The 26,659-nt window shown below is 55.3% G+C and carries 28 protein-coding genes and 1 riboswitch; of the genes, 16 read left to right on the top strand and 12 right to left on the bottom strand.

The genetic code is table 11. The annotated features are described in order from the left end of the window. Window positions 1–116: 116 nt before the first annotated feature. Complete coding sequence (locus ACQY4Z_RS21970; RefSeq protein WP_428524834.1) at window positions 117–731, top strand: ATP-dependent Clp protease proteolytic subunit; 615 nt, start codon at window positions 117–119, stop codon at window positions 729–731. A 63-nt stretch (window positions 732–794) separates the two neighbouring features. Here ACQY4Z_RS21970 and ACQY4Z_RS21975 read toward each other — a convergent pair whose 3' ends face one another. After that, window positions 795–1,199, bottom strand: a complete 405-nt coding sequence (locus ACQY4Z_RS21975; protein ID WP_428524836.1) for a Clp protease ClpP — start codon at window positions 1,197–1,199, stop codon at window positions 795–797. 107 nt (window positions 1,200–1,306) lie between these two features. Between ACQY4Z_RS21975 and ACQY4Z_RS21980 the strand changes: the two genes are divergently transcribed. The 3 genes from ACQY4Z_RS21980 to ACQY4Z_RS21990 all read left to right on the top strand — a co-directional run bounded on the left by ACQY4Z_RS21980 (window position 1,307) and on the right by ACQY4Z_RS21990 (window position 4,289). Further along, on the top strand, window positions 1,307–2,134 hold the full coding sequence (locus ACQY4Z_RS21980; protein ID WP_428524838.1) for an aldo/keto reductase: 828 nt from the start codon (window positions 1,307–1,309) through the stop codon (window positions 2,132–2,134). Window positions 2,135–2,143: 9 nt separating this feature from the next. After that, complete coding sequence (locus ACQY4Z_RS21985) at window positions 2,144–2,950, top strand: YdcF family protein (protein ID WP_428524840.1); 807 nt, start codon at window positions 2,144–2,146, stop codon at window positions 2,948–2,950. A gap of 91 nt (window positions 2,951–3,041) precedes the next feature. Next, window positions 3,042–4,289: an adenylate/guanylate cyclase domain-containing protein gene (locus tag ACQY4Z_RS21990; RefSeq protein ID WP_428524842.1), complete on the top strand. Its 1,248-nt coding sequence runs from the start codon at window positions 3,042–3,044 to the stop codon at window positions 4,287–4,289. Here the strand turns inward: ACQY4Z_RS21990 and ACQY4Z_RS21995 are convergent. After that, window positions 4,175–4,930, bottom strand: a complete 756-nt coding sequence (locus ACQY4Z_RS21995) for a DUF599 domain-containing protein (RefSeq protein ID WP_428524844.1) — start codon at window positions 4,928–4,930, stop codon at window positions 4,175–4,177. The genes ACQY4Z_RS21990 and ACQY4Z_RS21995 overlap by 115 nt on opposite strands. 420 nt (window positions 4,931–5,350) lie before the next feature. Here ACQY4Z_RS21995 and ACQY4Z_RS22000 point away from each other — a divergent pair, with 420 nt between their 5' ends. Then, on the top strand, window positions 5,351–5,473 hold the full coding sequence (locus tag ACQY4Z_RS22000; RefSeq protein WP_286189900.1) for a hypothetical protein: 123 nt from the start codon (window positions 5,351–5,353) through the stop codon (window positions 5,471–5,473). A 100-nt stretch (window positions 5,474–5,573) separates the two neighbouring features. On the opposite strand, the gene ACQY4Z_RS22005 is transcribed toward ACQY4Z_RS22000, so the two are convergent. Then, entirely contained in the window at window positions 5,574–6,119 is a 546-nt protein-coding gene (locus ACQY4Z_RS22005; RefSeq protein ID WP_428524846.1) for a hypothetical protein, read from the bottom strand. Window positions 6,120–6,203: 84 nt separating this feature from the next. Next, complete coding sequence (locus ACQY4Z_RS22010; RefSeq protein WP_428524848.1) at window positions 6,204–7,088, bottom strand: SDR family oxidoreductase; 885 nt, start codon at window positions 7,086–7,088, stop codon at window positions 6,204–6,206. A gap of 121 nt (window positions 7,089–7,209) precedes the next feature. On the opposite strand from ACQY4Z_RS22010, the gene ACQY4Z_RS22015 reads away from it, so the two are divergent. The 3 genes from ACQY4Z_RS22015 (at window position 7,210) to ACQY4Z_RS22025 (ending at window position 9,184) form a co-directional block, all read left to right on the top strand. Continuing rightward, window positions 7,210–7,644 (top strand): DUF1489 family protein, encoded by a 435-nt coding sequence (locus tag ACQY4Z_RS22015; protein WP_428524850.1) that lies wholly within the window; start codon window positions 7,210–7,212, stop codon window positions 7,642–7,644. A gap of 98 nt (window positions 7,645–7,742) precedes the next feature. Beyond that, window positions 7,743–8,483: a VWA domain-containing protein gene (locus ACQY4Z_RS22020; protein ID WP_428524852.1), complete on the top strand. Its 741-nt coding sequence runs from the start codon at window positions 7,743–7,745 to the stop codon at window positions 8,481–8,483. Continuing rightward, entirely contained in the window at window positions 8,480–9,184 is a 705-nt protein-coding gene (locus ACQY4Z_RS22025) for a DnaJ domain-containing protein (protein ID WP_428524854.1), read from the top strand. Before ACQY4Z_RS22020 ends, ACQY4Z_RS22025 begins: the two co-directional genes overlap by 4 nt. A 17-nt stretch (window positions 9,185–9,201) precedes the next feature. Here the strand turns inward: ACQY4Z_RS22025 and ACQY4Z_RS22030 are convergent, their stop codons facing one another. After that, a complete protein-coding gene (locus ACQY4Z_RS22030; protein ID WP_428524856.1) occupies window positions 9,202–10,893 on the bottom strand; it encodes an SPOR domain-containing protein in 1,692 nt (563 codons plus the stop codon). A gap of 724 nt (window positions 10,894–11,617) precedes the next feature. Here ACQY4Z_RS22030 and ACQY4Z_RS22035 point away from each other — a divergent pair. The 3 genes from ACQY4Z_RS22035 (at window position 11,618) to clpA (ending at window position 15,141) form a co-directional block, all read left to right on the top strand. Further along, window positions 11,618–11,947: a phasin family protein gene (locus ACQY4Z_RS22035; RefSeq protein WP_209178783.1), complete on the top strand. Its 330-nt coding sequence runs from the start codon at window positions 11,618–11,620 to the stop codon at window positions 11,945–11,947. Window positions 11,948–12,351: 404 nt separating this feature from the next. Beyond that, on the top strand, window positions 12,352–12,684 hold the full coding sequence (gene clpS, locus ACQY4Z_RS22040) for an ATP-dependent Clp protease adapter ClpS (protein WP_008195276.1): 333 nt from the start codon (window positions 12,352–12,354) through the stop codon (window positions 12,682–12,684). A 12-nt stretch (window positions 12,685–12,696) separates the two neighbouring features. Next, a complete protein-coding gene (gene clpA / locus ACQY4Z_RS22045; RefSeq protein WP_428524859.1) occupies window positions 12,697–15,141 on the top strand; it encodes an ATP-dependent Clp protease ATP-binding subunit ClpA in 2,445 nt (814 codons plus the stop codon). A gap of 74 nt (window positions 15,142–15,215) precedes the next feature. Here clpA and ACQY4Z_RS22050 read toward each other — a convergent pair whose 3' ends face one another. From ACQY4Z_RS22050 to ACQY4Z_RS22065, 4 genes are all read right to left on the bottom strand, one after another. Next, complete coding sequence (locus ACQY4Z_RS22050; RefSeq protein ID WP_428524861.1) at window positions 15,216–15,686, bottom strand: DUF427 domain-containing protein; 471 nt, start codon at window positions 15,684–15,686, stop codon at window positions 15,216–15,218. A gap of 66 nt (window positions 15,687–15,752) precedes the next feature. Further along, a complete protein-coding gene (locus tag ACQY4Z_RS22055; RefSeq protein ID WP_428524863.1) occupies window positions 15,753–16,694 on the bottom strand; it encodes an NAD(P)/FAD-dependent oxidoreductase in 942 nt (313 codons plus the stop codon). Continuing rightward, entirely contained in the window at window positions 16,691–17,908 is a 1,218-nt protein-coding gene (locus tag ACQY4Z_RS22060; protein WP_428524865.1) for an FAD-binding domain-containing protein, read from the bottom strand. Before ACQY4Z_RS22060 ends, ACQY4Z_RS22055 begins: the two co-directional genes overlap by 4 nt. A 98-nt stretch (window positions 17,909–18,006) precedes the next feature. Then, a complete protein-coding gene (locus tag ACQY4Z_RS22065) occupies window positions 18,007–18,891 on the bottom strand; it encodes a LysR substrate-binding domain-containing protein (RefSeq protein WP_428524867.1) in 885 nt (294 codons plus the stop codon). Window positions 18,892–18,995: 104 nt separating this feature from the next. Between ACQY4Z_RS22065 and ACQY4Z_RS22070 the strand changes: the two genes are divergently transcribed. The 4 genes from ACQY4Z_RS22070 (at window position 18,996) to ACQY4Z_RS22085 (ending at window position 21,663) form a co-directional block, all read left to right on the top strand. Further along, window positions 18,996–19,700, top strand: a complete 705-nt coding sequence (locus ACQY4Z_RS22070; RefSeq protein ID WP_428524869.1) for an SDR family oxidoreductase — start codon at window positions 18,996–18,998, stop codon at window positions 19,698–19,700. A 106-nt stretch (window positions 19,701–19,806) separates the two neighbouring features. Further along, entirely contained in the window at window positions 19,807–20,568 is a 762-nt protein-coding gene (locus ACQY4Z_RS22075) for an AzlC family ABC transporter permease (protein ID WP_428524871.1), read from the top strand. Further along, window positions 20,565–20,918: an AzlD domain-containing protein gene (locus tag ACQY4Z_RS22080; protein ID WP_428524873.1), complete on the top strand. Its 354-nt coding sequence runs from the start codon at window positions 20,565–20,567 to the stop codon at window positions 20,916–20,918. Before ACQY4Z_RS22075 ends, ACQY4Z_RS22080 begins: the two co-directional genes overlap by 4 nt. Before the next feature lie 85 nt (window positions 20,919–21,003). Beyond that, on the top strand, window positions 21,004–21,663 hold the full coding sequence (locus tag ACQY4Z_RS22085) for a glutathione S-transferase family protein (RefSeq protein WP_306148420.1): 660 nt from the start codon (window positions 21,004–21,006) through the stop codon (window positions 21,661–21,663). Between the two features lie 70 nt (window positions 21,664–21,733). On the opposite strand, the gene ACQY4Z_RS22090 is transcribed toward ACQY4Z_RS22085, so the two are convergent. Both ACQY4Z_RS22090 and ACQY4Z_RS22095 read right to left on the bottom strand, forming a co-directional pair. Then, window positions 21,734–22,162 carry an HIT family protein gene (locus tag ACQY4Z_RS22090; protein ID WP_428529641.1) on the bottom strand — a complete coding sequence of 143 codons (429 nt, stop codon included), beginning with the start codon at window positions 22,160–22,162 and terminating at the stop codon, window positions 21,734–21,736. Window positions 22,163–22,267: 105 nt separating this feature from the next. Continuing rightward, window positions 22,268–23,185, bottom strand: coding sequence for a homoserine O-succinyltransferase (locus ACQY4Z_RS22095; protein ID WP_428524875.1), 918 nt, complete (start codon window positions 23,183–23,185; stop codon window positions 22,268–22,270). A gap of 34 nt (window positions 23,186–23,219) precedes the next feature. Continuing rightward, window positions 23,220–23,339: riboswitch (SAM-I-IV-variant riboswitch) on the bottom strand. A gap of 265 nt (window positions 23,340–23,604) precedes the next feature. Here ACQY4Z_RS22095 and ACQY4Z_RS22100 point away from each other — a divergent pair. Then, window positions 23,605–25,260, top strand: a complete 1,656-nt coding sequence (locus ACQY4Z_RS22100; protein ID WP_428524877.1) for a hypothetical protein — start codon at window positions 23,605–23,607, stop codon at window positions 25,258–25,260. Here the strand turns inward: ACQY4Z_RS22100 and ACQY4Z_RS22105 are convergent. After that, the gene (locus tag ACQY4Z_RS22105; protein WP_428524879.1) at window positions 25,257–26,582 is read right to left on the bottom strand and encodes a GNAT family N-acetyltransferase; all 1,326 of its coding nucleotides are present in this window, start codon (window positions 26,580–26,582) and stop codon (window positions 25,257–25,259) included. The two genes, ACQY4Z_RS22100 and ACQY4Z_RS22105, sit on opposite strands and share 4 nt — an antisense overlap. Window positions 26,583–26,659: the final 77 nt, after the last annotated feature.

A 26,659-nucleotide genomic window follows, 5' to 3' on the forward strand; every position in this document is an offset into this window, starting at 1 on the left:
GAGCGCAGCTCTTCGCTTACACATGGGACAAACCGGTTCGGCTCGGCGCGCTGACCAGACCGGAAAGAACCGCCGGTCGTGACCGGCACAACAGCCAAGGGAGCTAAATCCTGCGCATGAAAAACTATTCGACCACGGTGCCTGCACGCCTCGACGATGACGACGAGGACAAGTCCAAAGCCCAACCGTCGATCCAGGTCGACAAGCATCTGTTCGAAGCGCGCACCGTCCTGATTACAGGTCCGGTGACCCAGGACATGGCCCGTGATGTGTGCGCCCGCCTTCTGGCGCTGGCACAGGTTTCCAATGATCCGATCACCGTCATCGTGTCGTCTCCGGGTGGCCATGTTGAATCCGGTGACATGATCCACGACACCATCAAGTTCATTTCTCCGGAAGTGCGGATTCTTGGCATGGGCTGGGTCGCAAGTGCTGGGGCGCTGATCTACGTCTCCGTGCCGAAAGAATTGCGCTTTTGCACGCCGAACACCCGGTTTTTGTTGCACCAACCGTCTGGTGGCGCTGGCGGCATGGCAACGGACATCGAGATCCAGGCCAAAGAAATCATCAAGATGCGCGATCGTTTGAACAAGATCTTCGCGGATGCGACGGGTCAGCCGATCGAGCGCATCGAAAAAGACACTGATCGTGACTACTGGATGAGCCCGGAAGAGGGCATTGACTATGGTCTCGTCGGCAAAGTCGTGACGAATGTCAACGAGCTTGGCTGATTGCTTCAGTCTTTGAACGAAAAGCGCCGGTGATGGAAGTCACCGGCGTTTTTGTTTGACATATCAGGCACGCAGTTGGTCGCTGTCTACGGAATAAACCAGAACCGGGGCAGTGGGCCTGGGCGCCAGAACATGCGGCCGAAGCCTTTCCATCAGGGATCGCAGTTCCGCTTCGTTTTCTTCACTTAACGCATTGCGAAGCAATACCGCCACGAGATGGTCTACAAAACGGCCATAAACATCGTCGCAGTCGCAGAGCGGAGACAAAAGGTCCGTCACGGGTTTGCCGTCATAAAACGGGGCGCCTCCGAACAGGAACACCAGGAACTCGCACAGGTCTCCGGATGTGTCGAATTCTCCCCTTAGCGCAGACAAGTCAAAGCAGGGGTCTGCATCCAGGCGTTCTTTGAGGGCGGGAACAGCAGCCAAGACTGCCTTTCTGCCACCAATTTTCATATACAATGTCATATCATTGTCTCCGGCCATCTTTGCGAACGTTGCGGGCAGTTTTACCGTGTTCGTTAATGATGGCTGTGACTGTCATCACAGCTGTTTCATCCTTGGAAGAATTTACAATGATTTTCAGATCTGTTCTCGACGTATCGATCCCGGCAGTTGGATTGGGAACCTGGGATTTGCGCGGCTCACAATGCTCGCAGACTGTGTCATTTGCTTTACAAAACGGCTACAGCCATGTGGATACGGCAGCTTATTATGAAAATGAAAGTGAGGTGGGTGAGGGGATCCGCGTATCCGGAAAGAACCGGTCAGACCTCTTCCTGACCACCAAAGTCTGGTGGGATCAACTGTCCACCGATGCCTTCAAAATGTCGGCAGAGACAAGTCTCCGTAAGCTTCAAACCGATTATGTCGACCTTTTGCTCGTTCATTGGCCGAATCCCGATATACCGCTCGCGGAAACCATCGGCGCCCTGGTGGAGGCCAAGACCCGCGGCCTCGCAAGGTCGATCGGTGTGTCCAATTTTCCGTCAGACTTGTTGCGGGAGGCACAAGACCTTGCTGGGGGCCAGCTGGTGACCAATCAGGTTGAGTATCATCCTTTCTTGAGCCAACGGACCCTCTTGCGCACGACGCAAGACCTTGGAATGTCACTGACGGCCTATTGTCCAATCGTCAAAGGACGGGTGGACCAAGAAGGCTTGTTCCGCGATTTGGCTGAGAAGTACGGCAAGTCGCCGGTTCAGATCGCATTGCGATGGCACGTGCAGCAGCCGAATGTCATCGCCATTCCGAAGAGCCGCAATCCGGATCGGCTAAAAGCCAATATCGACATTTTCGATTTCGAGTTGGACAGCGGCGAGATGGCTCAAATTTCCGCCTTGGGCAGTCCTGGGGGCCGGCTGATCAACGCCGCCTGGGGGCCGGTCTGGGATCCGGAGTGATTTAAGTAGATGTTCTTCTATCTTTCCAAGATTGCCGCCTTTTTCATTCAGCCGTCCAACTTCCTGATCGCGCTGGTCGTGTTCGGCTTGGTGATGTCGATGAGGAAACGGCTTCAAAAGTGGGGACGGCGGTTTATTTGGATTGGCGCAATTGGCCTCGTCATCTGCGGGTTTTCCCCGGCAGCAAACTTGTTGATCCAGCCTTTGGAAGACAGGTTTTCCAGACCGGGAGAGCTCGGATCTTACGACGGCGTTATCATTCTGGGCGGTGCGGTCGATACGGTGGTCACAGGAGCGCGTGGTGAGACGGCTTTGACCGTTTCCGGGGAACGGCTGACGATTGCTGCCCGGCTTGCCAAGCAGTTGCCTGAGGCCTTGATCATTCACACCGGGGGACAAGGAACAATCATCACGGGCCAGGCGACGGAATCCGAAGGGGCGTCGCGCCTGTTTGACGATTTTGGAATCGCTTCAGAACGCATCATTTTGGAAGATGAATCCCGCAATACCTGGGAGAACGCTGTTCTCACGAAAAAGCTGGTCGATCCAAAGCCGGGACAGACCTGGCTTTTGGTGACCTCGGCGTACCATATGCCGCGGTCCATGGGTGTTTTTGAAGCTGCCGGATGGACCGGTGTGACGGCCTATCCTGTTGACTACCGAACCCGCGGTGGCGCGGATTGGGGGCTTGGGTTTGATGGTGCGTCCAAGGGATTGCGGCGCGTTGACATTGGTGTTCGGGAGTGGATCGGCTTGGCGGTTTATTGGCTGACCGGCCGAAGCAGTGCCTTGTTTCCAGGCCCGATGATTCTTTAACCAGTTTAAAGTTTTTGCAAAACACCACTTTTATTCTCCGGTTAAGAGACCCACATGAGGTCTATCTCATTTGAAAAGTAAGGGCGGGCAGATGGTCCTCGAAGCGCCGCTTGTCGCGGCAGATGTGGTGCAATGGCTTTATAGCGACGCACCTCAGCTGGACGGCACTCTTGAAATCGTTAGTGAACTTGCGCAGCGGCTGCGGGCGGGTGGCGTGCCGGTTGATCGTGCGACAACTGGTATCTGGATCGTTCATCCGAACGTCCGGGCGGAAGGCTCGATCTGGGACAGCGAAGGCACACGTGAGCTGCGCCGCTATGTGCCTGGCGAAGACGCCGATGCAAACTACGAAAGCAGCCCTATCAAGCGTGTTCATGAAACAAAACAACCGGTTCGGGTCGACATCGCAAACTGTGCCGGCACCGACGATGATTTTCCGGTTTGCCAGGAACTCCGTGAAGAAGGCTACACCGATTACATCGCTCTGCCGATGCCTTTCTCCGATGGCTCTGTGAAGGTTGCGACCTTCGCGACGAAGGCCCCCAGAGGTTTTTCTGGCGCGAATCTGAGTGTTTTCGATTCGATCATGCGGCCGTTGGCCTTGGTGTGCGAACTCAAAACGCTGCGTCGCACTGCTGAAACGGTGCTCGATACTTATGTCGGTCCGCGCGCTGGCCTGAAGGTTCTGGATGGAACCACGCGGCGCGGTGAGGGCGAGTGGATCAAAGCCGTGATCAGCTTTGCCGACATCCGCGGGTTTACCCGTCTGTCCAACAGTCTGCCTGCCGATAAACTCGTTCTGTTCCTCAACAAATACTTCGGTGCGATGACCGAAGCCGTTGAGGCTCACGGCGGTGAGGTGCTGAAGTTCATCGGCGACGAGGTGATGGCCATCTTCCCATATGAGACGGAAGAGGAAGCAAAGTCAGCTGCGTATAATGCCTTGTTGGCTGCACGGGACACGCTGAAGAAGATCGGAGAGATTAATCAGCAGAAAACCTGCATGGTGACACCGGACATGAGCGTCGGGATCGCCTTGCATGCCGGCGATGTCTTTTATGGCAATGTCGGCAGCGAAACGCGTCTTGATTTCACGGTTGTCGGGCCAGCCGTCAATCTCGCCGCGCGCATTGCGGAACTGGCCAAGGACCTGGGCCGCGAGGTGCTCGTGTCCGACAATGTTGCGGGCCTCATGGGCTGCCGTTCAGGACTGTTTGGCAGTTATCACGTGAAGGGGTTTGATGATCCGGTGTCGGTGTATTCTCCCAATTTGACGTCTGGAGAAACGTTCGACAAATGCCCGGACATTACGGTCGCGCGGGCTTTGGAAGAAAACTGACGGCGCAGGAGCACCAAAAACACGGCGACGGTCAGGATCGCGAAGGCGATCGGGCCGGCAAACCATCCCAGAAAGCCAATGGCGAAGAAGAGCGCCCTCTGGCCTCTATTAAAGTGGCGGCCTGCCAGAACATTGAGCTCGCCCGCTTTTCCGGCAATTTCACGAATGGCGTCCGGATCGCCCTGGCTGCGTTCCGGAACAGCCCCCATGACGATGCTGGCGTAGTTGAAAAGCCGATAGGCCCAGCCAAACTTGAAGAAGCTGTAAGCGAAAATCAGCATCAACCCCAGCACCTTGATCTCCCAGAGAGCCCGGCTGTCCGAAACCGGGATAGAGAGGTCGCCAGCGACTTGAAGAATGCGATCGGTCGCATCCAGAAGGGCAAAGCTGCCACCGATGGCCAGCAGGGCTGTTGATGCAAAGAAGGCAGTACCTTGCTGGAGTCCCGACAGGATTGCGGTGTCCATGATGCGCACCTCTCGGGTTGCCATGGTCAGCATCCAGTTCCGCCGCTGCGTTTCCATGGCAAAGGACAAGGTTTTCTTGCGCAGCGGGCCCAGATCAATCAGCAGGTTGAAACCGAGCCAGGCGACCAGAAACAGACCGGCGGCGGCATAATCGAGTTGAGAGAGGGCGTGCATGTAAGTCCGTGAGGTTTGGAGAGCGATAGTGGCGGAGCCTGTGCATCTTATCGGGAACCTCCGCCCAGCATAAGCGCTGCTGAAGAAAATCCAGAGGCAACTGTGGTGGTGATAAGGGGGGAGAGCGAAGAGAGAACCGCAAATCTGGTGTCACTGCGCCAATGGAATCGGACTTAATTTGGGCCAGGGTCTTACGTTTACGGCAACCTGATGAACATATGTGCAACTCCTCACGTGCCACTAAACATCTAAAAATAAAAAGAAAATCCGGCAATGTGAAAATTGCAGAACTGATGCCGGATTTTTGCACTTGCGAACAGGTAAGGGATCGTTTACCACCTCGCCTCACTCGCGCCACATTTGCAGCCGGAAGCGGCTTGCAGCGGCTGAAAACGATATAGGGATTTTATGGACGAAAACGTGCAGAAATCTTGTTGGAGCGTAACACTCTGGACAGTAGGTGCCGTTGGCATCGCACTCGCCATGGTTCTTTTGTTCAACGACGTTGACAACGCCCAACAAGCCGTCGCCATCGCCAAATAAGCCTGAGGGCGCACGAAACACAAAAGCCGGAGCGATCGCTGCGGCTTTTTTGCTTTCTGGCAGTCCGAACAGGCGGTGAAATCCCCGAGTTCTGAAGCGTTCAATTCAAGACGGGTGCCGGGACAGTCGGTTTTTGTGCCGGGCGGTTTGGCGGTCCGAGAATTTTCCGGAGCTCCATCTGGCGCACCACGGTGCTGTTTCCGGGATGACTGATCAAAAAGCCGCTGTAAGCATTTTCGCGCAACGGCAAAAGCACGAGCTGGACCTGGCCCTGACCAGGCCATGCGACATTCGCTCCCCAGGCACGCACTTGCTCTGGCGACGTGTGAGGGCTCAGATCCAGAATGTCCCTGGCATCCAGCAAGGACGTGTTGCCTGCATTCCAACTGAGACCAGCGAGCCCGTTCTCAACTTCGAAAAGCTCGATTTCCGTTTCATTGACCGTCAAAACCAGATTGCCCGACGCATTTCTTTGAAGCGTCAGTTCGCCTGTCTCAAGATCGGACGTGAGTGGCGCACGGTTGCCGTCCCGCTCAACAAAGCCGGCCGTGTCGATGACATGAAACTTCCCAAGCGGCTGTGTGGTATCTGCCAGAACAGTACCTGAGAGCATCCAAATCAGGACGAGCGAGAGGAAAAGCCGCAAAGTCGATCATCCGGTCCGTTAGTGATCCCCGAAGGCTACCGGACGGATATTGATAAAGTCTTCGCGCGCATTGTGAGGTCATAGTTACCTGGAGAGCGTGACCACAAGATCTTCAATCGTGGAGTGTTCCGGAGACCAGGAAAGAAGCCGTTTTGCGTGTGTGTTGTCTGCCGATTGGGAAAGCGCGTAACCGGCCGCCCAGTCCTGATCGGGATCAATACCCTCCGGGGAGGGCTGTGTGATGATTTCCAGAGGCTTGCCATGTCGCGCTGAGATATGGCTTGCCAGATGATCTACGGAGACACCGCCAATACCACTTCCAATGACGGACATGCGGAACCGGGTCTGACGGAGTACAAGCGCATAAAGCCGGGCAAGGTCGGAAACTTCGACCAGTGGCCATGACGTATCGGTGGAAGCCCTTGTTTCGAAGCGGCCGCTCGCTTTCAGGGCGGCCGTCATCTCTGCGATCGGACCAAAATCTGGTCCGCACACGAGGGCAGGGTGGATCACCGAGAGGGCAAGATCTGTCCCTGTCGAGAGGGTCTTGATGCTCTCGCTCATGAAGCGAAAAGCCGGCAGAGGTGAAAACGGGGTCTTCTCACTGAGCATATCTCCCCCCTTGCAGGGCGGGTACAGCCAAATCCCACCGGTATAAACAACCTTGAGCGGTTGTTTGCGATGTCGAGCCGCTTTTTTCATCTCCAGCATGGCGATCCGGTCAACCCTGCCCATGTCGGGCGAGAATGTTGCTCCGATATGCACGACGGCATCGCAAGCCGTTGCCCGCTCAACCCAGGTGCTGGGATCCCGCAGATCGCCGGGGTAAGCCGAGGCGCCGAGGTGGCGCAGTTTTTCCGAAGATTGATCTGACCTGGAAAGACCGATGATCTGGCAGCCCTCCTCGACGAGCTGTTTGATCACTGCCGAGCCGATCCCGCCCGTGCCACCTGTAACGAATACATCCATTCTATGAAATGACCGGTTTGCCGCTTCAAGCGCAAGAGCGAGAGCGTTTGTTATAATCACTATCCACCGCTGCAGGCAGTCGCTCTCTTGACCTTGCTTTGTTAACTGATAGGTCAGTTTCATGACCTTGCATCTTGTGAAACTCTGTGTGGGGGCCGATAGCGTCGAGAGCCTTCAGGCTTGGATCGACTTTCGCGTCGAGCAGGCGCGGGCGGCCGGGCTTGGCGCGCACACCACCCATACCACACGTATGGTGCCGACCCGGCGTGAGGAGCTGCTGGATGGCGGGTCCCTCTATTGGGTCATCAAGGGAAAAATCCAGGCACGTCAGCATCTCTTGGATATCCGGCCCTTCACGGACGACGCCGGTGTGAAGCGCTGCGACCTGGTCTTGGAACCGCGGTTGATCCTCACACAGTATCAACCGAAACGGCCGTTCCAAGGGTGGCGCTATCTAAAGGCCGAAGATGCACCCAAGGATATCCGGGCCGGGGGAGATGTTCAGAACATGCCGGATGGGATGCGGCGGGATCTTACCGAACTCTGTCTCATTTGATCGCAAACCGCCTGCGGCAATTGCGGTAAAATCGTTGACGTAGACGGTCTCAACAACCAAGTTCGTGATGTGAACGGCAGGACAAGGGACACTCAAACTTGGCAAACACACGGGACAGCATGAACACTCCGGCGAAACGGCAGGATCAGACTGTCCGTTCGACTGAAGCTGATGTGTCCGCTTTTCTCGACAAGGTGAAGTCAGCGCCGCGGCCAGCCCCGGGTACCTCCGGCCGGCTGATCTTCGCGCTCGATGCAACAATGAGTCGGCAACCCACCTGGGACACGGCTTGCCAGCTGCAGGGCGAGATGTTTCAGGAAGCGGCTTCGATTGGCAGCCTGAAGATCAAACTGGTTTACTTCCGCGGTTTTGGCGAGTGCAGAGCCTCGCGTTGGTTTGAAACTGGTCATGAACTGGCCGGAGTGATGAGCCGGATTACCTGCCAAGGCGGTCACACGCAGATCCGTAAAGTGCTTTCAGCTGCGATCAGCGCGGCAGAAAAAGAGAAAATTGCGGCGGTTGTTTATGTCGGCGACTGCATGGAAGAAAACGTCGACACCTTATGCGACAAGGCGGGGCAGCTCGGCCTTCTGGGTGTGCCGATGTTCCTTTTTCAAGAAGGCCGGGATCCGGTTGCTGAGAGCGCGTTTCGCGAAATCGCCCGCTTGACGAACGGAGCTTACTGTCCGTTTGATGCCGGTGCTGCGCGTCAACTCTCCGAGCTCTTGAAGGCGGTTGCTGTGTTCGCCAGCGGCGGCCACAAGGCGCTGACTGCATTTGAAAAGAAAGGCGGGCAGGGCGCCCGATTGTTGTTGGAGCAACTCAAGCCGTCATCATGATCTATTTGCTTCTCGGCCTTGTGCTGCTTGTCGTTTTCATTGCCATGATGCGGCAGTTCGTTCAGGCCAACCCGGCCAGGCTCGCGCAGTCTATCCGCACCTATGGCGGCATTTTCTTGATGATTCTTGCGGGCGTGTTTGCGGTGACTGGCCGGTTTGCCCTGGCAATCCCGGCGTTTGGGTTTGGGCTGTCACTGCTTGGGTTGGCAGGACTGCGGAACTTGTCGGGCTACAATCCTCAAAAGACTGCCGGGCAGCAGTCTCAGGTGCGGTCTGCCATGGTCGAAATGGAATTGGACCATGACACGGGTGCTTTATCGGGAACGGTCCTCGCCGGCAGTTTTCAGGGCCGTCGGCTGGATGACCTGGCAGATGATGAGCTGCAGACCTTTTGGCAGGAAGCTCATCAGGACGATCAAAGCCTGAAGTTAGTCGAAGCTTATCTCGACCGCAGGCTTGCCGGTTGGCGTGAAGACTTCGAGGCGGATGCCACAGATCGGGAGAGAGGCGCGTCGAGCTCGGGCCCCATGACAGATGAGGAGGCCTACCAGATCCTGGGGCTTTCGCCCGATGCCGGGGACGCGGAAATCCGAGCCGCGCACCGCAGGCTTATGATGCGGGTCCATCCCGACCAAGGAGGCTCCGGTTTCCTCGCGGCGAAAATCAACGAGGCGAAAGACACGCTTCTCAGAAGACATTAACGACATCCGTTACTCAATTACTCATAGATGGCGAAGCAGGCGAATTTCGCCTTTTTCAAGGTACGGCAAGCCCGACGGGCTGCAGATTTGTTGTCGAACCCGGCAAAACGGGCGCGGTAGAGGGTCGTGCCATTGGCTTCGACTGGCTCTGTGAAAGGTGTGCGGTTGTTCAAGGCATTGCCGGTCCGTGCTTCAGCTCTCTGAAGAAGGGCCATAGCCTGGGCTTCAGTTTCGGCGGCAGCAATTTGCACCTGCCAGCCAGAGACCGCGATAGCAGGTTCGGCAGTGTCGACGTCAACGCGTTCATTTTCGTCAGCATCGCCCTGCGCCAGTTCTTCTGAAGATGCGTCGATCTTTTGCGACAATGACGCTGTCTGCGTTGCACCGACTTCGGCCGCCGGGATGACTTCAATGGCTTCAGTTGCGACAGTGCGTACCGGGATCGGAGCGCTTGGAGCCTGCTCGTCATTACGGACCGGCAGATCGATACCCGCCTGCGGGCGCGCCGCCTGAAGTAGAGCCGTCTTTGAAATCGACTGTGTCGTGATCGACGCGTCCGGGCTGGTTCTCGGAATCGGCGGTAGTGATGTTGCAACTGCGAACGTGTCGTTGAAGCGGGATTTCACGGCCCTCGGCGGGATTGGTACCTGATTGCCGAAGCCGGGAACTGGGGCGGGAGCGGGGACCTGATTGGCGGCCAGCGCGTCCTCAGGCGCCTTCGCCGGTGCGTATGCGCTTGCAAGAACAACCGGGGCACCTGTGACTGGAGGCCCCATGTCGCGACCCGGTTTTATGGCCGGACGAGGCGGGCTCTTCAGAGTAGCCGCATCAAACGCAAAGACGGGTCCTGCGGAGGCAATCAAAGGAGCTGTCCGGCGGCCTTTGCTGGCTTTGTGCAGATACCTGCCGATCAAGTCGGTCATATGGGCATTCCGGCGTGCGCCGGTACGGCCGCCCATGACAACGGCAACAATGTGCCGGTTGTCGCGTTTGACCGATGTCACAAGATTGAAGCCGGACGCCCGGATGTAACCGGTCTTGATCCCGTCGACACCGCGGACGGTTCCAAGAAGCCGGTTGTGATTGCGCAAAGGGCGGCCTTTGTACTTGTAGACCCGCGTGTTGAAGAGTTTGTAGTACTCCGGAAACCGCTCCTGGATCGCACGACCCAAGGTCGCCATGTCGCGCGCAGTGGTCCGCTGTTTCGAGTTCGGCAAACCATGTGCGTTGCGGAAGGTTGTCTTGGACATGCCAAGCTGGCGGGCTGTCCGGGTCATCCGTCTGGCAAATGCGGATTCGGAACCGGCGATGTTTTCCGCAACGGTGGTTGCCACATCATTGGCTGATTTGGTGACCAGCGAACCAATCGCATCTTTCACCGAAATGGTGCTGCCCGGTTTCAAGCCGAGTTTCGACGGCACTTCAGCAGCAGCGTTTTTTGAGACTTTCAAACGGCTGGACATGGAAAGCCGACCCGCCTCAAGCTCTTCGAAGATGATGTACGTGGTCATAATCTTCGTCAGCGAGGCCGGGAACCGGTAGGCGTCCGCATTGGCCGCATAAAGGGTCTTGCCGGTCTTGGCATCCACAACGATGCCAGCATATTTCGGATTGGCCGAAGCCACGGTTGGGGCGCAGAGCACAAGAGTGCCGACGACAAGCATCTTGCCGAGACGGCCAATCATTCGCGCAGAGCGTGAAGAACGCATACCTAACACTGTTACTTTTCCCAATTCGGGTCACGCGTTTCTGTTTGTGGACGGGGGTGATCGGCCAGCCCCAGGCCGTTCATTCGAGCCGTCCGCGAAGTTCAGGTGCTATTTGATGGAATCACGGTTACGAATGTGTAAAGGAGATACCAGAAAAACACTTAAAAATTTTGTTTTTTGTTATGGTTAATCAAGTGTAAACTTGGTCTTTGGCCAGTTGGGTGTCAGGGTTGATGTATGCATTGGGGTTATTGTGGATCTAATTTTGTGTCATTATTTTCAAATGCAATTCTTTTGTTTCCGGGGAAAGCGGCATGAAGTTTAGGTGTTGAATTTTCTCTTGTTATATTTGGCTGACAAAGAATATTTGGACTTTTTTTCTTTTCGTAATCAGGGCTGTTTCTTCTGTTTTGCCCATTTCCTGTGCGATGCGGAAATCTAGCTGCGAAAACTCCGGCAGCGCATATTGGGGCGGGGACGTGTCTCGGCTGCGGATTTGATGATAGAGTCGGCTGTCATCCGCCGATGGGGTGATTAGCTTTTCGGGATTTACTTAAAGTATTCGCGTATAAGTTGTTTTTGCATTGCAAAATCACCTTGACAGAAATTGTGCAGCGCATTATGAAGCTTGCGTTAGGTAAAGCGATAAGCGCGCCGGACAGTCCAGACGGGTCACAGTATATGGCACTGGCAACCGGCTCGCCGGAGAAGGGCAAACGACATGATGAACAACTTCGATGAAATCCAGAAAATGAGCAAAGACAGCATGGACATGGCCATGGAATCATTCGGCTCCATGAGCAAAGGATTTCAGGCAATTGCTGCTGAGGTTGCTGATTATCAGAAGAAATCCTTCGAAGAAGGCACTGCTGCTGTTGAGAAGCTGGTTGCTTCCAAGTCCCTGGACACCGCATTTGAAGCTCAGGCTGACTATGTGAAGACTTCCTACGAAAGCTTTGTTGGCGAAATGACGAAGATTGGTGAAATGGTCACGGATCTGTCCAAAGACGCCTACAAGCCGTACGAAGGCATCATCGGCAAATTCGGCAAGTAAGCTGCCATCGCCGGGGGCGTGCCCCGGGCTCAGTTTTCGAAAACCCGGTCGGTTACGGCCGGGTTTTTTTGTTTTTAGGATTTACCCAATTATTCTTTTTGCCCAGCTGTGGTGAGAACGCTGGATGATTTTCGCTCAAAGCACGGTCTTTTAATCGGATTTTAGAGACCTACATCCGTAATCGACAACATGCTGATGCATCCGGGACACCAAATGCCCAGATGTTGATGAAATCGACCATTGCGAAAGTGCCTCGGGCGCGGCAGGATTACATATCTAAAGGCCGGATATCCGGCGGAATGTGACCTGCGTAAGATCAAGGCCCGGACCAGCTCTGAATGCTAAGCGGGCCTATTGGAAATGAGACGGTTAGGGCTGGAGTGACACATACGAGTGTAACGGAAATGACTGCTGGACCTGATTATGACAAGGACGGTGGCGACGCCGGAACGGTCGTTGTCACCCGGACAAAAACAGTCACCAAGCGGCCAAACCTATATCGCGTGCTGCTTTTGAATGATGATTACACACCCATGGAATTTGTGATTCATGTGGTGGAAAGCTTCTTTCAAAAGAACCGTGAAGAAGCCACGCGCATCATGCTGCACGTGCATCATCACGGCGTTGGGGAATGCGGAATCTATACGTATGAAGTCGCCGAGACCAAGGTGACCCAGGTGATGGATTTCGCGCGCCGGCACCAGCATCCCCTGCAATGCGTCATGGAAAAAAAGTGAGGACCTACAAACGTGCCTTCTTTCTCGCGCAGTCTTGAAAAAGCCCTCCACCAAGCCTTGGCACTCGCCAATGAGCGCCAGCAGGAGTATGCAACGCTTGAGCATCTTCTTTTGGCGTTGCTGGATGACCAGGACGCGGCCGCAGTCATGCGGGCGTGCAATGTGGATCTCGACACGATCCGCCAGAACCTGATCGAATACATCGAAACCGAACTCGACAACCTTGTCACCGACAGTGATGAGGACGCCAAACCGACTGCCGGTTTCCAGCGTGTCATTCAACGCGCTGTTATTCATGTTCAGTCGTCAGGGCGCGAAGAGGTGACCGGTGCAAATGTGCTCGTGGCAATCTTTGCCGAGCGCGAAAGCCACGCAGCCTATTTCCTGCAAGACCAGGACATGACCCGCTACGACGCGGTCAACTACATTTCCCACGGGATCGCGAAGCGTCCTGGCATGTCGGAGACCCGTCCGGTTGAGGGCGCGGAAGAAGAAGACGTTCTCTCCGGCAACGAAGCCGAGAAAAAGCCGGCACAGAAAACAGACGCCCTGGAAGCTTACTGCGTCAACCTCAATGAGAAGGCGGAAAAGGGCAAGATCGACCCTCTGATCGGGCGGGATGATGAAATCCAGCGGACCATTCAGATCCTGTGCCGCCGGTCCAAGAACAATCCGTTGTTCGTGGGTGATCCCGGCGTCGGCAAGACCGCAATTGCCGAAGGTCTGGCCCATCGCATTGTCAACTCCGATGTTCCTGAAGTGCTTCAGGATGCCACGATCTTCTCACTCGACATGGGCGCGCTGCTCGCAGGCACGCGTTACCGCGGTGATTTCGAAGAGCGCCTGAAGCAGGTGGTCAAGGAAATCGAGGACTACCCGGGTGCAGTGATGTTCATCGATGAGATCCACACGGTCATCGGGGCAGGGGCCACATCAGGCGGGGCAATGGATGCTTCCAACCTTTTAAAGCCGGCGCTGGCATCTGGTGCGATCCGCTGCATCGGCTCGACGACCTACAAGGAATATCGTCAGTTCTTTGAGAAGGACCGGGCCCTTGTGCGCCGGTTCCAGAAGATCGACGTCAACGAGCCGACCATTCCGGACGCCATCGACATTCTGAAGGGTCTGAAGCCGTATTTCGAAGACTTCCATAAGGTGCGGTATACGAACGACGCCATCAAGACGGCCGTTGAGCTGTCGGCGAAGTACATTGCCGACCGGAAACTGCCGGACAAGGCCATCGACGTTCTGGATGAAACTGGGGCAAGCCAGATGCTGGTTCCGGAAAACCGCCGCCGCAAGACAATCGGCGTGAAGGAAATCGAGAACACCATCGCAACGATGGCGCGGATCCCGCCGAAGTCGGTCTCCAAGGACGATGCAGAGGTTCTGGAAAACCTTGGCAAGGATCTGAAGCGCGTCGTTTACGGTCAGGACAATGCCATCGAGACTTTGGCATCCGCCATCAAACTGGCCCGTGCCGGATTGCGCGAGCCGGACAAGCCGATCGGGTCTTACCTGTTCTCCGGCCCGACCGGGGTGGGCAAGACCGAGGTTGCGCGTCAGCTGGCGTCCTCCCTGGGTGTGGAGCTCATCCGCTTCGATATGTCGGAGTACATGGAGCGGCATACGGTGTCCCGCCTGATCGGCGCACCTCCGGGCTATGTCGGGTTTGATCAGGGCGGTTTGCTCACCGACGGCGTCGATCAGCATCCGCACTGTGTCCTGCTCTTGGATGAAATCGAAAAGGCCCATCCGGACCTCTTCAACATCCTTCTGCAGGTGATGGATCACGGCAAGCTGACCGATCACAATGGCAAGCAGGTCGACTTCCGCAATGTCATCCTCATCATGACCACCAACGCAGGTGCGGCCGATATGGCCAAAATGCCGGTGGGCTTCAACCGCATCAAGCGGGAAGGGGACGATCAGGAAGCGATCAACAAGCTGTTCACACCGGAGTTCCGCAACCGTTTGGACGCGATCATCCCGTTCGGCAATCTGCCGGTCGAAGTTGTTTACAAGGTCGTCGAGAAGTTCGTCATGCAGCTGGAAGTCCAGCTTGCAGACCGGAACGTCACCTTCGAACTTGGCGACGACGCCGTCAAATGGCTCGCCGACAAGGGATACGACAGTCAGATGGGAGCCCGGCCGCTTGGCCGGATCATCCAGGAGCACATCAAGCGGCCTCTGGCGGATGAAGTGCTGTTCGGCAAACTCAAGAAGGGCGGCATGGTCAAGGTCTCGGTGTCCGAAGACGGCAACGGTCTGCTCTTGGAGAGCGTTGAAGAACGCGCCACACCGCCAAAGGCCAAGCCGAAAGCGACTACCAAGGCAAAGCCAAAGCGCAAGCGCAAACCGGCCGCCAAGGCGGCGACCACCAAGGCGTCAAAGCCAACGGATAAAGGCGGTTCGTCCAAGAAAAGCCTTGTTCCAAAAGTTCCGCTTGCGGACTGAAGATATTGAAATCAAATGTAAATGGGCGCCCAATGGGCGCCCGTTTTCGTTAGTGGGAAGTGGGTCTGATCCGGTTACCAGTGTTCAGTCCCCGGGGCACCTTTAGGTATTCCTTGAAGGTTCGGAGTCAGCCAGCCGCCGTAGAATTTTCCGGCTTGCGGATCGACGCGCTCTGAACCCACCTGGCAGAGATCCATTTTACCGGGGTAGAAGGCGAGGTGGTCTTTGAGCGCCTGAAATTCGGGTGTCGGCCGCGAATAGCACCAAGCGGCGGCCCTTGCCGTCCGGGTGCCGGCTGACACATCGAAATAGGTTGCGGCGCCTTTCCACTCACATAAGGTGGATTGCGGGAGGCGGCGCAAATGAGCTTTCACATCCTCCGGGGGAATGTAATAGGTGGGCGGGTGATGGGTTTCGAGTACCCGCAGGGCCCGCGTGGTATCAACGATCTCCACGGATCCCAGAACAACAAGGATCCGCTGCGGGACCGGTTCGACAATCGGTGGCCGTGGATAGGATTGGACGTTCTCGATCGGCAAATCCATGCTTGCAGCCTCTCTCGTTAAGGGAATCTGTTCGGTTTGACCGGTGTGTTGGTTGAAAACGCTGCTTCATAGCTCGTTTAGAAGGGCTTCCGCGATTGCAGTGCCGCTTTGAAACGCGGCTTCCAAACGAGCGTCGAGGCACCAATCACCGCCGAGGAAAAGCGTTTTCGACGCGTTTGAAAGAAACGGTTGTCCGAGCGGAGTGCCGACCTTGGCATAGCGCCACCGGTGCGCGTCGATATGAACCACTTTGCCCCGGTCAAGGTCTAGGGTCTTGCAAAGCTCGCTCAGCATCAGGTCAGCCACGACGGCTTTGTCGAGTTCCAGATGGTCTTCGCTCCAGTTGGGACTTGCCTGGGCGACAAGTGCAGTCCGGCCGGGGCGCCCTGGCTTGGTTTTCTCATTCGCGATCCAGGCCAGCGGGGCGTCCGGGTCGCGGTGGGAAGCCGGTAGAGCGTCAACCTTATCGTCAAAGGCAGCCATCAAGGTCCAGCAGGGCAAGAGACTGACATGGGCGACCTGTTTTGAGATCGGGTGGTCCGCGCCCAGCAAAGCCATGGTTTGCAGGGCAGGGGCGGTCGTGATCAATCGGTCGAAGACAAGGGTTTCTTCACCGATGGACAAGGACCAATGGCCTTCGGTCTCGGTGACCGAACTCACTTGTGCTTGCCGGCGGATGTCGAGGTCACCGGCCAGGGCTTTTGCAAGCGCGTTCATTGAGGGGACGCCGACAAAGCCAGTCCGCTCGCCCATGTCCCATTCACCGGCGGCATCAACGGACATGAGGCTTTCGATCAGTTTTTGAAATTCCTCAGTCTTTGCTGTGATGTATTGCGCGCCATGATCAAACTGAAGGCCATTGTGGGCCCGCCGGGTCGCGAGGCGCCCGCCAATTCCGCGGCCTTTGTCCAGAATCACAGGCGTGTGCCCGGCATCTTTGAGTGTTCGGGCACAAGAGAGCCCTGTCATGCCGGCCCCAATGATGCCGATACGAACCGGTTCTGTCATGCGATCTCCAGTCGATTGAGGATGTTTGGAATCTCCTTCTTCACCTTGAAGAAACCGGCCGTTGCATATCGCCAGATCGCATCATCCCAGGGACGCCGGATTTCGGTCAGGGTGAGGCCATGGTTTTCGAGCTTCGATCGGGATGCGTCCAGCCAGTCCTTGAGTGGTCCGGTCGGGACGTAGGGCATGACGATCTGCTTGGCTCCGGCTTCTGCCGCCCACTCAATGATTGGGGCCGGCGAAGCGGTGTTCAACCTTGTCGCCGCCTGTCCAATCCGTTGTGCAGCATCTTCTAAAGCTCCTGCTTCGAATGACCGAATGTGGTCTGGAACAGGTCGTGGTGATCTCAGGTCACTTGATGTCAGCGTAGCGGTTGCAACGAGGTCGATGGCGTCTGGGATCAGTGTTTCTGGCAGACAATCGTCCTCGGTGAGCAGAAGAGCCGTTGCCTTGCCCGGTTCCGGCGCAACAAAATCTCGTGTCGGTTGCGCGGACGGCAGCCCGTTCGGCTCGCTCCAATCCAGTGACGTCACTCCGATTTCGAAGTCTGAGCGTTCCGGCGCAAACCGACCACCTGTGAACTTCGCGATGTTCCAGGCTTGGGCTTCGTAGGTCTTGCCGCGCGTATGCAGTCCGGCAACCCAACGCCAGCTCAACGTGTTCGAGGCTGGGTCTCCGTCCAGCAAGTAGCGATAGAAAAAATCTGCGCCGATCCGCCAGGGAAGCTTCAACGTGAAGATCCAGATGGACGCAAACCACATACGTGCGTGGTTGTGGAGGTATCCAGTGTGGACGAGCTCATCCACCCAGGCATCAAAGCAGTCGATCCCGGTTTGCCCGGCCTCCGCACGGGTCACTGCCTGACGCAGGCCGCTGTTTGTCACCAGATCCTCCAGGTCGGCGGCCAGCCCTTGTCGATAAGAGGTCCAGATCGCAGGGCGGCGTTCGAGCCAGCCTTTGAAATAGCCACGCCAGAACACCTCCTGAATGAACTTTTCAGCGCCATCAAGACCGTGGTTTTGCAGGGCTGCGGTCACAACTTCCTGCTCGCTGATCAACCTCCGGCGGATGAACGGCGACAAGCAGGAAACGGATGTGTGCTTGCCTGGGCCGCGATCATAGTTCCGCTGAGCTGCATAGGCCCGGCCCATCTGCGGTGTAAAATCATCAAGGTATTGGAGAGCTGCTTCGCGGGTCGGCGAAAAGATCGTCATAAGGCAATGTCCAGCGCTGTTTTTTGCCCTGCTTACGCAAACCGCACTGCTTTGGATGGCCCGAACGGACGTTAGAACGCTGCAAAACTGGACAGATTTTATGCCGACTGGTCTTTGCCAAACTCCCGGCAGATCCAATCAATAACCTTTTGCCGTGCTTCGCCAAATCGGACTGGATTTTCAGGATAAACAAGATGGTAGCCGCGTGTGCCGATGCGCTGATCGGACTGGCGCCACAAACACGTCAATGCACCGTTTGTGAGTTGCCGCTGTACCAGAAGCTCTGGCACAAGGGCGATGCCTTGCCCCTCCAGCGCGGCGTTGATGGCAAGGCTGGAATGACTGAAGCTCAGGTAAGTGACGTCTTCCGGCAGCAGCTCTGTCCCAAGCACCTCTTCCCAGGAGGTGTGGCTGTCCAGAAGAATGCGCAGGTGCGGTATATCCTGAATATTTTCTATTGTCTTTCGATCCTTGGTCAGCGTCGGCGACGCAACGGCTACCAGTCGAATTGGTGCAAGAAAATGGTTCTTGAGGCCTGTAAAAGGTGGGGCGCCGATCCGAATGGCCAGATCGACGCCGTCGCCTCTGAAGTTTGCCATCCGCTCAGTGGCGAGAGTTGCGAGATCCAGTCCGGTGTTTTTATCCAAAAAGCCGGGCAGGCGGGGAATAAGCCATTGCGCTGCGAAAGACGGTGGCAGACTAAGTGTGATGCGTGGGACCTGTTGGGATATATCGATTATCGCCCGATCAATTTCATCGAGCCCGCGCCGGACTTGCGCGTGAAACCCTTCCGCCGGTGCGGTCAGCGCGAGGCCGCGGGGAAGCCGGTCGAACAGCTGAACGCCAAGTTCATCCTCCAGAGCGCGAACCTGTTGGGCAACTGCTCCTTGTGTGAGGTTGAGCTCCTCTGCAGCCAGCCGGAAATTGAGGTGCCGGGCCGCAACATCAAATGCTCTGAGTTTGTTGAGGCTGGGGTGACGCATCGCTCTTAGACCTAAGCAGTAGTTTTTCTACTGTTTAGGTGCAGAAAGCATGATTGGTCAAGCGCATGGTCCGTTGCTAAAACTGCACCTAAAGGAGACATATCATGAGCGAACAAAAGGTTGCCCTGATCACAGCCGGTGGATCCGGCATGGGCGCGGATGCTGCATGGCGCTTGGCGGCGGACGGGTTCAAGGTTGTGATCCTGTCGTCCTCCGGGAAGGGGGAGGCACTTGCAAAGGAACTGGGCGGCATTGGTCACACGGGCTCGAACCTGAACAATGATGACCTGAAAGCATTTGTCGACAAGGCAATGACTGCCTTCGGGCGAATTGATGTTCTCGTGAACTCTGCCGGGCACGGTCCAAAAGGCGATATCATGGAGATCTCTGATGAAGACTGGCATCTCGGCATGGACTACTACCTGATGAATGTGATCCGTCCGAGCCGTCTGGTGGCACCGATCATGGCACGCCAGGGCGGCGGCACTGTCATCAATATTTCCACCTTTGCCGTATTCGAGCCGGACCCGATGTTTCCGACCTCCGGCGTGTTCCGGGCCGGTCTTGCTGCCTTCACCAAGCTGTTTTCGGACAAGTACGCCTCCGAGAGTGTGCGCATGAACAACGTGTTGCCCGGCTTCATCGACAGCTTGCCGGAAAAGGAAGACCGCCGGTCGCGTATCCCGATGGGCCGATATGGCAGATCGGAGGAGGTTTCCGGGTTGATTTCCTATCTCGCCAGTGATCTAGCGGCCTATGTCACGGGTCAGAACATACGAATTGATGGCGGGCTAACACGGTCGGTTTAGTGCGGATTTTGATCGGGTGGCCGAAGCCACCGGACAGTGGGCTGGACAGGTTTGCTGGATAAAGGTAAGGAATCCTTACTAACTTCAGCAATTTGGACACGCCTTCATGACTGCCTCAAAGGACACGGGGCAACCGCAGCTATCCTCGAAGCGACCCGTTTCCGGCCGTGGCTGGATGTTGCGCGGCGCGCGCGCAGCGATTTCCATTCCCGCCTTCATCCTGACGTCTGCTTTTGTCGGGTTTGCCGGGATGGCCCGCGAAACAGGATTGAGCCTGGCTGAAACACTTCTCATGACAGGGGCGGTGTGGGCCCTGCCATCCGTGGTGGTTTTAACCGGAGCCATGGCGTCGGGCATGGGATTGATCCCCGCCGCTGTTGCGGTTGCGTTGGCGTCCGTGCGTTTGATGCCCATGACGATGGCGTTGATGCCGTTCCTGAAGGTGCCGGGAAAGACCAAAACCTGGCACTTGCTGATCGCTTCGCACTTCGTGGCGGTGACGGCTTGGGTCTACGCGATGAAGAACCTGCCCGACCTGCCGAGGGAAGGGCGGTTGCCATTCTTTATCGGGTTTGGCGGCGGGGTGACCAGCTTTGTCTTTGTATCCACCGGGATTGCCTACATGCTGGTAGAGCGGATGCCGCCCATGGCTGCCGGGGCTCTTGTCCTCGTGACGCCGGTCTATTTCCTGTGTTCCTTGTGGGGCGCAGCGCGGATGAATGCCGATAAGGCGGCGATGATTTCCGGCCTTGTGCTCGGCCCTTTGTTCTTCCTTTATGTTCCGGGCCTTGATCTGCTTTGGACCGGCCTGCTTGGTGGAACGCTTGCCTATCTTGCGACCCGGTTTTGGCGTCGGGGGCTGTCATGAGTGACCTTATGACAGAAACCTGGTGGTGGCCCTATGTCATGATCCTCGTTGCAGGGTGGCTCGCAACCGATGTGTGGCGGTGGCTGGGCGTTTTTGCAGGCGGCAAACTGCGCGAAGACAGCGAACTTTTCATCTGGGTCCGGTGCGTTGCAACGGCACTGGTTGCCGGTGTGATTTCCAAGCTTGTTCTGTTTCCTCAAGGTGTGCTGGGCGACACACCGATCTGGTTGCGGTTGGCGGCCGCGGCCTTCGGGTTCGTCTGCTTCTTGGCGCTCGGCCAGCGCGTGATCGTCGGTGTGCTGTCCGCGGTTGTTTTTCTACTGACTGGATGGTGGGTCTTGGGCTCCTGACACTCCTGACAGAGGGGTGTCAGCAGGGGGCTGATACATGGCGCGCATTGGCCAACTGGCCACACCGGATCAAAGGAGCCCCGCCATGACCGATCACAAACTCGTCCTTCATTATGCACCGCGCAGCCGCGCCAGCACGCTCCGCGTACTGCTGGATGAACTCGGTGCCAATTACGAGCTGAAAGTACACAATGCGAAAGCTGGTGACCTGCAGTCGCCGGAGTATCTGAAGATCAATCCCCTCGGGAAGGTGCCGGCGCTTCAAGACGGTGAGGCGGTCATTACCGAATCTGTTGCCATCGCCTTGTATGCCGCTGATCTTTATACCCAGGCAGAACTGACACCAGGTTTGAGAGATCCGCGGCGTGGCGCTTATCTGCGGTGGATGGCGTTTTATGCTGCGTCCTTTGAGCCCGCCGTGGTCAACAAGGCGTTCAACACGGATATACCGCAGCAGATCGCGCCGTATTGCAGCTATGACGCCGTGATGAAGGCTCTAGCGGCGCAGCTTGATAAAGCGCCCTATCTCCTCGGAGATCAGATTGCCGCAGCAGACATCTTCTGGGGATCTGCTCTGCGCTGGACCTTGATGTTCGGTCTGGTGCCGGACTGGTCGGTCTTTACCGAGTATGCCGAGAGAGTTACCGCACGGCCGAGTTTTCAGCGTGTCTTGGAAGATGAGGCCTTGCTCGATGCAGCGCAGGAGGCCGCTGCGAACCCGGCAGGGATCTCCGCCGCGAGTTGAGCCAAGGCCTCGTCGTCAAATCCGGAGGCACAAGGCCCTGCCTCCGGAGAAGTGTCGCGGGGTTTGAGGCTTAGCTCAACGCAGCGCGGATCTTGTCGGCTTGTTCGGCAAGTAGATCGTTGTCAGCCATTTCACCGGTGTGCGGCTTCATCTTGACACCGACAAAGCGCGGGATGATGTGGACATGGGTGTGAAACACCACCTGGCCGCCGGCTGGTTCAGAGAACTGCTGAATGGTGGTGCCGTCCGCTCCAAATGCCTTGATCACGGCATGGGCCATCTTTTGGACCGTGGCCATCACCGCGTTCAGATCCTCTTGCGCGATGTCCAGAATGTTGCGGGATGGAGCCTTCGGAATGACCAGCACATGTCCGTCACCGCGCGGCATGATGTCCATGATCACGACCGTCTTGTCGTCTTCATAGACCTTGTGACTCGGCAGCTCTCCGCGCATGATTTTGGCAAAGATGTTCTGGTCGTCGTAGGCGGGCGTTTCGATCGGCATGCGTACCTCTAAAAGGGAAAAAATCTTAGAATGTCGTCGGACATAGTACTCCGCCAGGCGGTTCGACAACAAGGGTTGTGACCGCCCGGCAGTGTCCGATTATTCGCCGATATTGTTCAAATCAAACGGTGTGGACTGATACATCTCATTGATCCAGTTGCCGAACAGGAGATGCGCGTGGGCCCGCCAGCGATTCACCGGCTGCCGGGTGGCATCATCTTCCGGAAAGTAGTTCTGCGGCCGGATCGGTGTGTCAGACACCTGGCTGTCCCGTTCGAATTCATCCGCCAGAGACGTCGTGTCATACTCGATGTGATTGAACATATGCAGGCAGCGATGCTCAGGATCGTCCAGGAGGCACATACCGGTCTCGTCATCTTCCGCCAGCACCATCAGATTGCTGCCGTCTGGGATGTCGGCTTTCCGGGTTTCCGTCCAACGTGAGACGGGCAGGCAGAAATCATCGGAGAACCCGCGGAGATACGGCGAAGCCGGCGCGAGCGTGCGTTGCCGGTAGACGCCCGTTGCCTTGTCGTCCCGTGCATATTTCGGCATGTCATGAAAGTGATACGTAGCAGCCTGCGCGGCCCAGCAGATGGTCAGCGTGCGATGAACATGTGTCTGGGTCCAATCCAGCACATCGCGCATTTCCTGCCAGTATCCGACATCTTCAAACGGCAGCTTCTCGACCGGGGCGCCGGTGATGATGAACCCATCGAACTTCTCGTTCCGGACTTCTTCCCAGGGCCGATAGAACGCTTCCAGATGCTCCGTTGGCGTGTTCCGGGGCACGTGGTTGGTCATGCGCACCAGCGTCAGATCGATCTGAAGCGGGGTGGAGCCGAGAAGCCGCGCGAATTGGGTCTCTGTCTTGATCTTGTTCGGCATCAGGTTGAGAAGACCGATGCGCAGGGGGCGGATGTCCTGACGCATGGCATCAGCTTCCTGGATGATCATCACGCCTTCGGATTCCAGAATGGGGCGGCCGGGCAGATCGTTTGGAATTTTTATCGGCATTTGCGCGTCCTGTAACCAGAGACAGATGCCTTTCTTCGATCCGATTCGTTGCCTTTGAACTTGAAGTTCAGGGCCGCATCTTCTGTTCGAAGAACCACCTTGCCCGGATCGGCAGGTTGGCGTGGGGCATCTGTCCCAACTCTTGATGATGGTCCCTAGGTAATGGATTGGACGCGATCCGGCAAGCCCTGTGCAGACGAATGCCAAGTATCAAAAAAGAGCACCTCATATTGAATTTTCTATAATTTTGGTTAGTGTATAAATGAATGCAGCAACTAAGCGTGGATAATAGTCATGAGATCTGTACCTTCGTGGTTGGGAATAATGTTATTTATTTTTGGACTTTTTCTCTTAGCGGGAAGTGTAGAGGCTGTTACTTGTGTAAATGGCGTGTGCAAGTAAAGTACTGGTAGATTTTAATGAGTATACAGCCTTTGGATATCATAAGCTGGACTTGTGGTCTTTTTGTAGTGGTTCTTTTTAGTTACTCTCGCTACAATGAAGAAGTTGATAGTGTCATTAAGACTTATAAAAATAGAATTTTTTCCCAATTTTACGTCGAAGATCTCACCTTCAGAGGTAAGTTTCTTCGTTATATGATACTTTACATCTTTGTAATGGTTGTAATTTTCGCAGTTGTAGCCGTTTTCGGAACAGGTTTGCTGCCCAAACAAGGCGCGCAGATATCAAAGGAGGCTTGGCCATTTTTTTCTGCGCTTTTGGTTGTAGGCCTTGTTCCGCTGCCATGGATAAAAAATGCTGAGCTTAGACTTCGGAATAGACTTCATCGCAGTGCTTCCATGGCGCAAAATGCTAATAAACTTACCTCTCGCTTGATGCAGATGCGGCAGGACGTGAATTCCATTAAAAACTCAGATGTCAATGAGATTTTCATTAATGCAAACATTAAAAAAGCATTCGAGAACAATAACTTGAGCTTGATTGCAAGGAAGTGGATTTCTTCACAAATACTTATATCAAAATATCAGAAGTATTTATCATCAAGTATACAGCCATTCGGCGCGGCTGAGAATCATATTGCAAAGTATAGTTTCATAGTTGAGGGATTGAAGGAGGATTCAGATTCGATAATTCGACAATTAGATATTAAAAAGGTAAATAGTGTTTCGCAATTTGAAGAAACAATAGATCGAGCATCTACCTCTGTAGGTAAGTTATACGATGACAGCTTTAGCTTTTGTGGCTGTCTGCTCAGTTATGATCGAATTAATAGCGGTCTGTCGAAAGCGCTTCCTAAGCTTGGTTTCGTGCCGCCTAGGGATATAGAAATTGAGGCTAAAAAATTAAATCACCTTGACGAGGTCTATGATATAGTTTTGACAGCATTTTTTATAGGTTCATTAGCAGCAGTTTTTGTTTATGGAGTGCAAAACCTAATCCATCCAAGTGTCTATGGTGTGCCTGACAAATACTTGCTTGGATGGCCAAGTCGCAAAGCAATGTCAGGCAACATGTTTTTTTTACTAATGGACTTAGTATGGGTTGGTTTAATATGTTGGGTATGTGTAGCGGTAAGGGCGCGAAAAATAAACTATGGTAATTGGTATAGTAGAACTCCGTATTTGGAGAGAATTGGAATACCGAGTGCGCGGTCTTATTTTTCGATCGCGTGTTTTGCTGTAATAGTTTCTGCTCCTACCTTATATTTGATATCTATTGGGCATCTTTCTACGGTGACATGTGAAAGCGATATCTGGTTTTCAGTGGAGTGTAGAAAACAGATTTTGGAATATTCACAAAGCTTTGTTCAAAAGGAAATTACAAAAATTTTGGGTTTAGTTTTGGCGGTTATATTGTTTTTGTTCGGTTTAGAGAAAGCATTTTGGCGCTCAAAACGAAGTCGTTTATTTTTAAAATCATCTTTGATATGGTTAGCATCATTTTTTTGCTTGTCATTTTACTTTATTAGCAACGAGAGTTCAGGTGAAGTCAGATACGGCTTCATGTTCGCATATCTGTTATCGTATCTGCTTTTTTGGACCATTTTTCTCTTTCTTTCTTGGCTCGGGGTGAGAAACAGCTTGAATAGATTGAGCGCTTTAGAACAGGTTTAGCTGTTCTTCCTGAACGGGGCATGCTCCGCCAGCGCTTCGTTTTCGCGTTGAACCGCACGCCGCTCCTGCTCCAGAAAGTCTGCGACTGCGTCGTGAAGGCCCTCATGGGCAATCCAGTGGGCCGAATAGGTCGTTTGCGGCAGGTACCCGCGCGCCAATTTGTGCGCTCCCTGAGCGCCAGCCTCGACGCGTTTCAGGCCTTTGGAAATGGCAAAGTCGATTGCCTGATAGTAACACAGCTCAAAATGCAGGAACGGATGGTGTTCGGTGCAGCCCCAATGGCGGCCGAACAAGGTTTCTGATCCGATGAAGTTGAGGGCTCCGGCGACATACCGGCCGTTGCGTTTTGCCAAGACCAGAAGAATGCGGTCCGCAATCCGCTCACTGATCAGCGAGAAGAAGGCACGGTTGAGATAAGGGCGGCCCCACTTGCGGGCGCCCGTATCCATGTAAAACCCGTAAAAGGCATCCCAATGCGCTTCTGTCAGATCGCTGCCGGTGACCCATTCGATTTCGAGCCCGTCAGCACTGATTGCTTCGCGTCGTTCCTTTTTGATCGCCTTGCGTTTGCGCGAGGCGAGGTCGCCGAGAAACTGGTCGAAGGTTTCGTAGCCGTTGTTGTCCCAGTGGAACTGCTGATCTGTGCGCCGCAGATAACCGAGATCGCCAAGCGAGTCCCATTCCGGTTCAGTCAAAAAAGTCGCGTGAACCGAGGAGGCGCCGGTGCGTTGGCAGACCTGTACAAGGCCAGCCGCGAGTGCCTGGAGCCCGGCCTCCCGGTCGATGTTGGGGCTTGTTAGAAACCGGCGGCCTGTCGCCGGAGTAAACGGGACCGATATCTGGAGTTTTGGATAATAGTCGCCACCAGCCCGGTAGAAGGCGTCGGCCCAACCATGATCGAAGACATATTCGCCCTGGGAGTGGCTTTTCAGATAAGCGGGAACGGCTCCAAGAACCGAGCCGTTACCATCCTCCAGCACCATGTGCCGGGGCATCCATCCAGTCTGGCGTGTCGCGCAGCCGGATGCCTCCAAGGCTTCCAGAAAAGCGTGGGATAAGAAAGGGTTGAAGTCTGTTTCTTCAGAATCTGAATCAGCTTCAGGGGCTAGCGCGGAAGTGAGATCTTGAGACGCAACAGCGTCCTGTGCGCGCGCCAGCTTTCCGCCTTCGCCAAGGATCCAGCCGGGATTGGCAACCGCATCCCATTTGTCAGCCGGCACATCTGCCAAGGATGACAGAAGTCTAATGGAGAGCATCGTCTCCGCGTCACCGGCGCCTAGTTTTTGCGGCTGTTCATTGTCCGGTGAAATAGAAGACGTCATGTCAGTGTGTCGGCCCGCCATAAAAGGATTGTTCACAAGAATGTAGAGCCGCTTTGCTGCGCCGCAAGAGGGAATTC

This window comes from Roseibium sp. (assembly GCF_965276855.1).
GTDB lineage: Bacteria > Pseudomonadota > Alphaproteobacteria > Rhizobiales > Stappiaceae > Roseibium.

Excerpts from the sequence above, each read along its gene's own strand:
- ACQY4Z_RS22100 (WP_428524877.1), top strand. The coding sequence starts at position 23,605 with ATGAGTATACAGCCTTTGGATATCATAAGCTGGACTTGTGGTCTTTTT.
- ACQY4Z_RS22025 (WP_428524854.1), top strand. The coding sequence starts at position 8,480 with ATGATCTATTTGCTTCTCGGCCTTGTGCTGCTTGTCGTTTTCATTGCC.
- ACQY4Z_RS22060 (WP_428524865.1), bottom strand. The coding sequence starts at position 17,908 with ATGACGATCTTTTCGCCGACCCGCGAAGCAGCTCTCCAATACCTTGAT.
- ACQY4Z_RS22085 (WP_306148420.1), top strand. The coding sequence starts at position 21,004 with ATGACCGATCACAAACTCGTCCTTCATTATGCACCGCGCAGCCGCGCC.
- ACQY4Z_RS22070 (WP_428524869.1), top strand. The coding sequence starts at position 18,996 with ATGAGCGAACAAAAGGTTGCCCTGATCACAGCCGGTGGATCCGGCATG.
- ACQY4Z_RS22075 (WP_428524871.1), top strand. The coding sequence starts at position 19,807 with ATGACTGCCTCAAAGGACACGGGGCAACCGCAGCTATCCTCGAAGCGA.
- ACQY4Z_RS22035 (WP_209178783.1), top strand. The coding sequence starts at position 11,618 with ATGAACAACTTCGATGAAATCCAGAAAATGAGCAAAGACAGCATGGAC.
- ACQY4Z_RS21985 (WP_428524840.1), top strand. The coding sequence starts at position 2,144 with ATGTTCTTCTATCTTTCCAAGATTGCCGCCTTTTTCATTCAGCCGTCC.
- ACQY4Z_RS22050 (WP_428524861.1), bottom strand. The coding sequence starts at position 15,686 with ATGGATTTGCCGATCGAGAACGTCCAATCCTATCCACGGCCACCGATT.
- ACQY4Z_RS22010 (WP_428524848.1), bottom strand. The coding sequence starts at position 7,088 with ATGGATGTATTCGTTACAGGTGGCACGGGCGGGATCGGCTCGGCAGTG.
- ACQY4Z_RS21980 (WP_428524838.1), top strand. The coding sequence starts at position 1,307 with ATGATTTTCAGATCTGTTCTCGACGTATCGATCCCGGCAGTTGGATTG.
- ACQY4Z_RS22055 (WP_428524863.1), bottom strand. The coding sequence starts at position 16,694 with ATGACAGAACCGGTTCGTATCGGCATCATTGGGGCCGGCATGACAGGG.
- ACQY4Z_RS21975 (WP_428524836.1), bottom strand. The coding sequence starts at position 1,199 with ATGACATTGTATATGAAAATTGGTGGCAGAAAGGCAGTCTTGGCTGCT.
- ACQY4Z_RS21990 (WP_428524842.1), top strand. The coding sequence starts at position 3,042 with ATGGTCCTCGAAGCGCCGCTTGTCGCGGCAGATGTGGTGCAATGGCTT.
- ACQY4Z_RS22105 (WP_428524879.1), bottom strand. The coding sequence starts at position 26,582 with ATGACGTCTTCTATTTCACCGGACAATGAACAGCCGCAAAAACTAGGC.
- ACQY4Z_RS21995 (WP_428524844.1), bottom strand. The coding sequence starts at position 4,930 with ATGCACGCCCTCTCTCAACTCGATTATGCCGCCGCCGGTCTGTTTCTG.
- ACQY4Z_RS22030 (WP_428524856.1), bottom strand. The coding sequence starts at position 10,893 with ATGCGTTCTTCACGCTCTGCGCGAATGATTGGCCGTCTCGGCAAGATG.
- ACQY4Z_RS22015 (WP_428524850.1), top strand. The coding sequence starts at position 7,210 with ATGACCTTGCATCTTGTGAAACTCTGTGTGGGGGCCGATAGCGTCGAG.
- ACQY4Z_RS22095 (WP_428524875.1), bottom strand. The coding sequence starts at position 23,185 with ATGCCGATAAAAATTCCAAACGATCTGCCCGGCCGCCCCATTCTGGAA.
- ACQY4Z_RS21970 (WP_428524834.1), top strand. The coding sequence starts at position 117 with ATGAAAAACTATTCGACCACGGTGCCTGCACGCCTCGACGATGACGAC.
- clpS (WP_008195276.1), top strand. The coding sequence starts at position 12,352 with ATGACTGCTGGACCTGATTATGACAAGGACGGTGGCGACGCCGGAACG.
- ACQY4Z_RS22080 (WP_428524873.1), top strand. The coding sequence starts at position 20,565 with ATGAGTGACCTTATGACAGAAACCTGGTGGTGGCCCTATGTCATGATC.
- ACQY4Z_RS22065 (WP_428524867.1), bottom strand. The coding sequence starts at position 18,891 with ATGCGTCACCCCAGCCTCAACAAACTCAGAGCATTTGATGTTGCGGCC.